This window comes from Micromonospora sp. LOL_021 (assembly GCF_048060215.1).
GTDB lineage: Bacteria > Actinomycetota > Actinomycetes > Mycobacteriales > Micromonosporaceae > Micromonospora_E.
On record NZ_JBHMIN010000030.1, the window covers coordinates 73,225 to 82,374 of the forward strand.

Here is a 9,150-nt window from a genome sequence, read left to right on the forward strand (position 1 = left end):
CCGGACCGAGGGCTGATCCGTACCCGCCAGCGGGTCTCACACGTTCATCAGCAGCAGCATCGTCGCCATGCCTGCGCTCATGACGCCGTAGCTGAGCAGATGCAGCCGATGGCCGGACGTCGTCGCGGCGCGGTAGAGCCACCACAGCGCCCCGGCCGTGCTCAGGGCCACGAAGACGACGTTCGTCATGTCCGCCCACGCCGGGGTGGGGGTCGGTTCCGCACCGGCGGCGGCTACGCCATGCGCGTGCCCGGAGCCGCCGCCGACCCCCAACTCCGACATCAGGGTCGGCATCGCCGCGAGCATCCAGATCATCGCCAGGTTCTGCGTGACGTGGCCCAGCACGTCGACGCGCTCCGACGTGCCACGCGCCCGCCCGTACCCGGGCAGCAACGCGAGCACCAGGATGCCGAAGATCGCGACCTGCGCCCAGGCGACCGGGCCGTCCACCATCAGCCAGGCCATCAGAATCATCGCGACACTCATCACGCAGTGATTGATGTCAATCAGCTCCGCGTCGGAGAACGCCTGGTCGCGTGGCACGCCACGGCGACCGATGACCAGGTCACCGACACAGACGAGCCCTGTCAGCAGGAAAACGATCGTCAGGACGGGAACCCACGGCGTCTCCAGCACGACTCTAGCTAGTACCACAGGCCGCGCCGACGAACAACGTGCTGATCAGGAAGGGCCACCGCGATGACCACCATGGAAGCCGAGACACCGCCTCCCGGGGATACCCCGTCCGCGGAGGCAGCCACGTCCCCGGCCCGGCCGCGGAAGACGAACTGGTTCGCCGCGTTCTGGCGCTGGCACTTCTACGGGTCAGTCCTCGTCATACCCGTGCTCTTCTGCCTGGCCGTCAGTGGCATGACCTACATGTTCCGGGCAGAGGTGGACTCCCTGGCCCACCCCGGGGTACTGCAGGTGCCGGTGGCCGACGGCGCGCAACGGGCCGGGCTGTCCGCGCAGGAAGCGGCCGTCCGCGCGGAGTTCCCGGACCGTCCCATCCTGTCCGTGCAGGACGGCACCGGCGACCGGGCGACCCTGTTCGTCGCCGGCCTGGAGGACGGTGGCAGCACCAACATCTACGTCGACCCCTACACCGCCACCGTCACCGGCGAACTCAGCCAGGACCAGCTCATCTCCACCTGGGCCGAGCGCATCCACGGCGACCTGCTCATCGGCGACGGCGGATTCGGCGACCGCATCGTCGAACTCGGTGCGTCCTGGGCCATCGTGCTGACGATCACCGGGTTCATCATCTTCTTCCTCGGCCGCCGTGCGCGCAGTGGTGCCGAAGCCAAGGGCAAGCGCGGTGCCCGGCTGCGCAGCTACCACGCCCTCGTCGGGCTCCCCGTCGGCCTCGGCATCCTGCTGCTGGTCGTCTCCGGGCTGCCCTGGACCGGTGTGTGGGGTGCTCAGGCCCAGCAGATCGCCGTCGACTCCGGCTCCGGGCTGTGGGGCGCGGACCCCGGTGCCGAATCGACCATCCGACAGCAGATCGAGGACGCCGACGGTCAGTCAGCACCCGCCGGGTGGGCCTCCGGCAACGCCCCGCAGGGCAGCAGCACCGGCAGCGGCACCCCGATCTCGATCGACCGCGCGGTTGACGCGGCCCAGACGCTGGGTGCCCCCGAGCCGTACCTCATCCTGTACCCGGAGGGCGAGACCGGGGTGTTCAGCGTGATGAGCAGCCAGTGGTACGACGTCGGCAACCCCGCCGAATCCGACGTGACCCAGGAGACGACGATCCACGTCGACCAGTACAGCGGCGACGTGGTCGGCCAGTACGGCTACGACGACTACAGCGCGATGGCGAAGGTCGTCTCGCAGGGCATCGCCCTGCACGAAGGGCGCCGCCTCGGCACCTTCAACACGATCATGTCCACGTTGTTCTGCCTCGCCGTGATCTTCATGTGCGTCACCGGACCGATGATGTGGTGGACCCGTCGGGCCACGGCCTCCGGCCTCGCCGCGCCGCGGGCGAAACTCCCCGTCTGGGGCAACTGGGTACTGCTCGCCTCGATGGTCGTACTCGGCGTCTTCCTGCCCCTGTTCGGCCTTTCCCTGCTGGTCGTCCTGGCGCTGGACCAGTTCCTCATCCGCCGGGTGCCCGCGCTGAAGTCCTTCTTCGGCACGGTCTGAGCCGAACCGGCACCCTCAGATCGATCCGGCGCCGCAGCTGGTGCGGCCCCGGTGGCCGCCACCCGTACTCGGGTCACGGCCACCGGGGCCTTCGGGGCGAGGAACGCTAGTCGGCGGCGGCCAGCCGGTAGGCGTGGATCACCGTCTGGGTGAGCGTGTTGCCCTTGCGGTCCTCGGCGCCGAACCGCAGCGACACGTAGCCGTCGCTGTCCGGGTGCTGGACCGTGGCCACCCAGCTGCGGCCGTCGGCACGCACCGGAGCCGGCAGCCAGGTGGTGCCGTCGTCGTAGGAGACCTCGACCGACAACGCGTCCAGGTTGACCGATACCCCGGTCTGCCGGCGCACCGTCACCGGAATGTCGACCTGGTCGCCGGCCGGGGCGGCGCCGGCCTCGTCGACCGGCGGCGCCGGCCGGGCCACCATGACCGGCAGCCGCCGCCACTGATCGCCGTTGACCCGACCCGACTGGAAGGTCCAGGCCAGGCTCACCTCGGTGGCCAGGTCACCGGCGTCACGGGTTGCCGACGTCTCCAGCCGGTAGTCAGCCTGGCCGGGTGGCACGACGAAATAGCCGAAGCCACTGGTCTCCCACTCCTCGACCAGCTCGCCCGCACGGTAGAGCGCGGTGCGCTCAGTCAGTGCGACCGAACCGCCGGCGTGCCCGGCGGCGTCACCGAACAGCGGCACCTCCACCAGGATCTCGTCGCCGAGTCGGCTGGCCCAGCCGGTCGGCGACGACGTCGCCGGCATCGCCGGGCCGAACGGCGGCAGGTTCCAGATGTCGGTGCGCCGGGCACCGGCGGGGTAGGCGCGGGCCGGTGCGTACAGGAACGACACCGGTTCCAGCCAGTCGTCCTCCACCGAGTAGTTGGAGAAGTACAGGTCGGAGAACCAGGCCACCCGGTCGGTGCTGTACCACTCGATCCGATCGCCTGGAACGCGCACCTCGGTCAGCTCGGTGAGCGCGCCCAACTTCGGGTCGTCGAACTCGGCGACGAGCAGCCGGTCGGAGACGTCACCGGTCGGAATGCCCCGGAAGTCCTGCCGGACCCGGGCCAGGTCACCCGCGGCGTAGTCGCGCTGGTACCCGGTGGGCAGCCGGCCGTCGAAGACCTCACTCAGCGCGTAGGCGAACGGGCTGTTCGCGTACCCGCCGTCGGGGTCCGGCTTGAACCACTGGTGGGAAATGGATGAGCTGAACCCAGGTGCCGGGTCGTCGCCGCCGAGCTGCTTCGACGACACCCCGTCGAATCCAGGGTACGCGGCACCGACGCCCGCCGGACCGCCGACGGTGTCGAAGCCGACGGTCACGTCGACGATCGCGGCCCGCGCGGCCGGTTGCGGCACGGTGGCCCGCACCGGTGCGGCCTGCCGGGCGTCCAGGGTGACAGTGGCCTCCGCAGCGACGGTGAGGCGCGGCTGGGCGAGGACGGCACTGCTGGTCGGCTCACCCTCCTCGTCGAATTCATCGATCGTGGCGAACAGACCGTACTCGCCCTTGGGCAGTCGGGTCACCACGGTGCCGTCCTCGTGGTACGGGAAGTCGAAGTGCGAGTTGTTCAGACCGACCAGTGCGGTCCAGTACGACTGGGCTGGTCCGCCGTCGACGTCGATGTGCGACACGGTCACGTCGTAGCTCTCGACCTCGCGGTGCACCCCGACGGGGGTGACGACCCGGGTCTGCCCGGCGGTGGCGACCAGGTGTCCGCTGTAGTAGCCGTCGACCGCGTCGACGCTGGTGTCGGCGGTGGCGTCGACGCTGGCCGTACCGCCGGCAGGCACCTCGACCCGCGCGGCGCTGGTGGCGAACATGCCGGCCGGCACTGACGCGCCCGCCGGTCCGGTGATCTCCCAGGCCAGGTCGAGGGTGACCGGCTCGGTGCCGGTGTTGCGGTAGGTCACGGTCCGGCTGACCGGCTCATCGTCCTGGTGCGGCCAGAGGGCGCGGCCGTAGGAGATGCTGGCCGGCGTGGCGGTCACCGTCTGGGTGACGGCTCGGGCGACGTCGACCAGGCCGGCGCCCTGCTGGTACGCGCCGGTGCCGGGGTGTGGCGCGGCGGACCCCATCAGGGTGGACTTGAACTGCTGCGCGGTCCACTGGTGCTGTTGTTGGGCGAGCAGCGCGACGGCACCGGTGATGTGCGGCGCCGACATCGAGGTGCCCGGCGCGGAAACATAGTGCTCGTCGATCGGGACGTCGAGGGTGGTGCCCTCGGCGCGGGCGGCGACGATGTCGACACCGGGTGCGGTGATGTCGGGTTTGACAGCGTCGTCGCCGACCCGCGGGCCACGGCTGGAGAAGTCGGCCAGCGAGCCGTCGCGGTCGACCGCGCCTACGGTCAGTGCCGCGTCGGCGCTGCCGGGTGACCCGACGGTACGGTCGGCGCCGGCGTTGCCGGCGGAGATGACGAACAGGGTGCCGGTCTGCTCGGTGAGGGTGTTGACCGCCTCCTCGAGGGGGTCGATCTCGGGTCCGTCGCCGCCGCCGATGCTGATGTTGACCACCGGGACCTGTTTGTCCACGGCGAACCAGTGCATCGCGTCGATCATCGCCGAGTCGTCGCACCAGGCCGCCGGACAGACCTTCGCGGAGATGATCTTCGCGTCCGGGGCGACGCCCCGGTACCTGCCGCCGGACGCGGCGCCGCTGCCGGCGATGATCGAAGCGACATGGGTGCCGTGGCCGACGGTGTCACCGTCCTCCGGCGCGTCGGTGAAGTTGCGCGTCTCGACCACCACGTCCGCCAGGTCGGGGTGTCCGGTGTCGACGCCGCTGTCCATGACACCGACGGTGACGCCGGCACCGGTGAAACCGGCCCGGTGAGCGGCAGGCGCACCGATCTGCGCGACGCTGCGGTCCAGCAGCATCCGCCGTTTGCCGTCCAGCCAGATCCGTTCGACGCCGGGGCCGGCGGTACGGGCGGGCAGGCCGGCGGACACCGTGGTCCACAGATCGGCGATGGTGGACTTGTCGGCGGTCACCGCCGCGCCGTCGATCGCCGGCAGGTCGCGCTGCACGTCGAGGCCGTCAACGGCGAGCTCGGCGGTGCCACGGGCGGCGACGTCGCCCCGCGCGGTGGTGACGATCAGCGGCAGGGTGTCTCGCGCGGCGTCGTGGTAGCCCCACTCGATCAACTTGGTGACGTTGAACAGTCGGCGGTCCAGCGTGCCGCGTTGAACCAGCTCGGCGGCGTCGCGTGGGACGACGTGCAGCTCCCCGTCGATCCGGTAGGTGCGGAACTGCATGCCGTCGCGACCCTCGCCCGGGCGCAGTGCAGCGGCGCCGGAACCGGTGACGGTGACCTGGTCGCCGGTGAGCAGGGTGACCGTGGCGCGCTGACCGGCCGGCGCCTGTCCGGCAGAGGTCCGACTGGCGCTGTCTCCGTCCGTCGGCGTGGCCCGGCCAGGTTGCCCCGGCCCGATCACGAGTACGGCGGCCAGTCCGGCCGCCACGAGTCTTCTCGAACGTGTCACCAATACCTCCCCATTGGACGTCTGTCAGGACGTCGGGCAGATGCGAAACGTCAGCGTTACACACCCGACCCTCAGGACAACAGGCCTAAAGATGGCTTTCTGGGTCAATCCCGGGCAATTGGCTCGTTGTGCAACGGATCCGCGGTCACCCGGTCTGCCCGGCGACCAGTTCCGGTGCGATCTGCGTTCCGGCACGACCTGCGCTCCAGCACGGACCCCGCCACGACCGCTGAGGCCGACGTCAGCGACAACGAACCCTGGTTCTCGCAGGTCCGGCCGGGCTTGCGCGGGGTCACCGGAAACGACGATGATCGGCGGACCAGATCCGGCCCGACAAGTGACGGGCGGGTTCGACAGCCCACGTCCTGATTTGAGATCATCGATTCTCGTGGAGACCGCTCAAGACCGCCCGTCCGCCCCCCTGCCCCCGCTGTGGCGGTTCCTGCGGCACGAATGGACCTTGGCCGTGCTCGGCGGACTGCTCCTCGCAGTGGTGCTGACCTGGCCCACCCTGCGACATCCCGCCAGCACCATCCCCGGCGACATCGCCGACCCCACCCTGCAGGCCTGGCAGGTGGCCTGGGGCGGGCACGCGCTGTCGACCGACCCGACCGGGCTCTGGCACTCCAACACGTTCTTCCCCGAGCGCTACACCTACGCGTACAGCGACACCCTCCTCGGCTACGCACCGGCCGGGATGATCGGCTCCGGCTTCGAAGCCGCGTTGATCCGCTACAACATCCTGTACGTGCTGCTGTACGCGTTGGCGTTCATCGGCGCGTACGCCCTGATCCGGCAGCTCGGCGCGGGCCGGATCGGCGCGGCGGTGGCCGGGGTCGCGTGGGCCTTCGCCCCCTGGCGGCTGGCCCACTCCGGGCACATGAACATCCTGTCCACCGGTGGGATCGCGCTGTGCCTGGCGATGCTCGCCCGTGGCCACGGCTGGTCGTTGCGGCACGGCTACCGCCCCGAACGGCGCAGACCGGGCTGGGCCCTCGCCGGCTGGCTGGTGGCCGCCTGGCAGATCAGCCTCGGCTTCGGCATCGGACTGCCGCTGGTCTACTTCCTGCTCGCCGCCGGGATCGTCGCCGCCGGCGGCTACGGGATCTCCCGGTGGCGACACCGCCGCCGCCCACCGTTCGGCCGACGGCTACTCGTCGCCGACGCCGTCGGCGGGGTGATCTTCGGCGCGGTCACCCTCGCGATCGCGGCGGCCTACTTCCGCGTCGTCGAGCTCAACCCGCAGGCGGAGCGGAGCCTGGCCTGGACCGAGATGTTCTCCCCGCCGGTGGTCGGCCTGATCACCGCACCCGCCGAGTCCTGGCTGTGGGGAGAACGGCACGCCGCCACCCGGGAGCAGATCTTCTGGCCGCCGGAGATGACGCTGCTGCCCGGGGTGACGCTGATCGCCCTGGCCGCCGCCGGCCTGATCGTCTCGTCGTTTCGGATCCGGCACCGGGTGGCGCTCGCCGCCGGAGTCATCGGCACGGCGCTGCTCACCCTCGGCGCCACGCTCGGCGGCGACGGCGACCCCGGCTACCTGACGCTGTCCAAGCACCTGCCGGGCTGGGACGCGCTGCGTACCCCGGGGCGGATGATGATCTGGACCAGCCTGCTCCTCGCAGTGCTGGCCGCCGGAACGCTCACTGCTGCGGCCGCCGCGCTGCGCCGGGCCACCACCGGATGGCCGCAGTGGTCCCGGCGGGCCGTCGGGGCCGTCCTGGCGATCCCACTGGCGCTGGTGGTGGTCGAGGGGATGAACCGGACCGCCCACCCGCAGGTGCCGACCCCACCGGCCGCCTGGAACCAGGTCACCGAGCCGGTACTGGTGCTGCCCAGCGACGCCGGCGCGTTCGAGTTGAACGTGATGCTGTGGACCACCGAGGGAGACTTTCCGCAGGTCGCCAACGGCCTGGCCGGTTTCGTCCCGGCCAGCCAGGAGCGGACCCGGGCGGTCACCGCGTTCTTTCCCGACCCGGCGAGCGTCGGATACCTGCGCGACCTGGGGGTGCGTACGGTGCTGGTGATGCCGGACCGGCTGGTCGGGACGCCGTGGGACGGTGTCGCCCAACGTCCGGTCGACGGGTTGGGCATCACCCGTGAGGAGATCGACGGTGTCCTCGTCTACCGGCTCGACTGAGCGTCCCGGACCGGTCGGCCCACAGGCCGAACCACCCGTGCCGGCCGGTCGGCCGCTGCGGCTGTCGGTCGTGGTGCCCTGCTTCAACGAGGACGCCTCGCTGACCCGGCTTCACACGGCGGTGACCGCCGCGGTGACCGCGCTCGACGACGTCGAGGTCGAGTACGTCTACGTCGACGACGGCAGCACCGACGGCACCTTGGCCGAGTTGCGCCGGCTGGCGGCAGCCGACCCGGCCGTCCGGTATCTCGCGCTGAGCCGCAACTTCGGCAAGGAGTCGGCGATGCTCGCCGGGTTGGACCGGGCCAGCGGGGACGCCGTCATCGTGATGGACGCCGACCTGCAACACCCTCCACGCCTGCTGCCCGATATGGTCGCCCTGTACCGGCAGGGGTACGACCAGGTCATCGCGTGCCGCGACCGACGGGGTGACCGGTTCGTCCGTACCGTCGCGTCGCGGACGTTCTACCGGCTGATGAACCGCTGGGTGGACGTGCAACTACTCGATGGTGCGGGCGACTTCCGGCTGCTGTCCCGCCGGGCGGTTGACGCGCTGCGGGCCATGCCCGAGTACAACAGGTTCTCCAAGGGCCTCTACTCGTGGATCGGGTTCAACACGGTGGTGTTCGCGTACCCGAACGAGGCCCGCGCCGGTGGTGGCAGCCGCTGGAGTTTCCGGTCCCTGTTGAACTACGCGTTCGATGGGCTGCTGTCGTTCAACGACCGGCCGCTGCGGTCGGCGATCTACGCCGGCATGGGGCTCACGTTCATCGCCGTGGCGTATGCGGCCTGGGTGGTCGCAGCGGCGCTGATCCGGGGAATCGACGCCCCCGGCTACACCACGATCATCGTCAGCGTCATCGGTCTCGGCGGCATTCAAATGATGATCCTCGGCGTGATCGGCGAGTACATCGGTCGGATCTACTACGAGACGAAGCGCAGACCCCGTTACCTGGTCATGGAGTCCGACGGGGCCGGTGGTACGCCGCAGGTGCCGACTCCTCGGCGGGAGACGACCATCCCCGGCCCGGAGGCCGACGCGGAATGATCCGGCGGGCGGGGTCGTTGTGCATGGTCGCGCCACGCACTCCGGCCCGCAGCCGCCGGGCGGCAGCCAGGCTCCGGCCCCCCGGCCAGTGGATCGGGTCGGTGGGCCCGGTCGGGAATCGTCGACGGGCCGGCGTCGTTGTACATGCTCACGGCGCGCGGCAGCGCACCGCGCCCCCAGCCTGTGGGGCGCGTCGGAGCCGCCCGCGAGCCGATGTCCCACGTCTGACCCGTACCACCCGGATGACCGTTTACCGCGCACCCGCCCGTGACCGGTGTGGTGTGCCCCCTCGGCAGACGGAAGGTGGACCCCCCATGACCACGATCATCACCCGTACCC

5 protein-coding genes are annotated in these 9,150 nt (G+C 70.7%); 3 read left to right on the forward strand and 2 right to left on the reverse strand.

Going from position 1 to position 9,150, the window contains the following annotated elements; translation table 11 throughout:
* Positions 1–36 precede the first annotated feature (36 nt).
* Entirely contained in the window at positions 37–636 is a 600-nt protein-coding gene (locus ACFHWT_RS19845; protein WP_416596168.1) for a DUF5134 domain-containing protein, read from the reverse strand.
* Positions 637–699: 63 nt separating this feature from the next.
* Between ACFHWT_RS19845 and ACFHWT_RS19850 the strand changes: the two genes are divergently transcribed.
* Entirely contained in the window at positions 700–2,148 is a 1,449-nt protein-coding gene (locus tag ACFHWT_RS19850) for a PepSY-associated TM helix domain-containing protein (RefSeq protein ID WP_416596169.1), read from the forward strand.
* 106 nt (positions 2,149–2,254) lie between these two features.
* On the opposite strand, the gene ACFHWT_RS19855 is transcribed toward ACFHWT_RS19850, so the two are convergent.
* Entirely contained in the window at positions 2,255–5,623 is a 3,369-nt protein-coding gene (locus ACFHWT_RS19855; protein WP_416596170.1) for a S8 family peptidase, read from the reverse strand.
* A 307-nt stretch (positions 5,624–5,930) separates the two neighbouring features.
* On the opposite strand from ACFHWT_RS19855, the gene ACFHWT_RS19860 reads away from it, so the two are divergent.
* Together ACFHWT_RS19860 and ACFHWT_RS19865 are read left to right on the forward strand one after the other, a co-directional pair.
* Positions 5,931–7,763, forward strand: a complete 1,833-nt coding sequence (locus tag ACFHWT_RS19860) for a hypothetical protein (RefSeq protein ID WP_416596171.1) — start codon at positions 5,931–5,933, stop codon at positions 7,761–7,763.
* Between the two features lie 55 nt (positions 7,764–7,818).
* A complete protein-coding gene (locus tag ACFHWT_RS19865; RefSeq protein ID WP_416596172.1) occupies positions 7,819–8,811 on the forward strand; it encodes a glycosyltransferase family 2 protein in 993 nt (330 codons plus the stop codon).
* Positions 8,812–9,150: the final 339 nt, after the last annotated feature.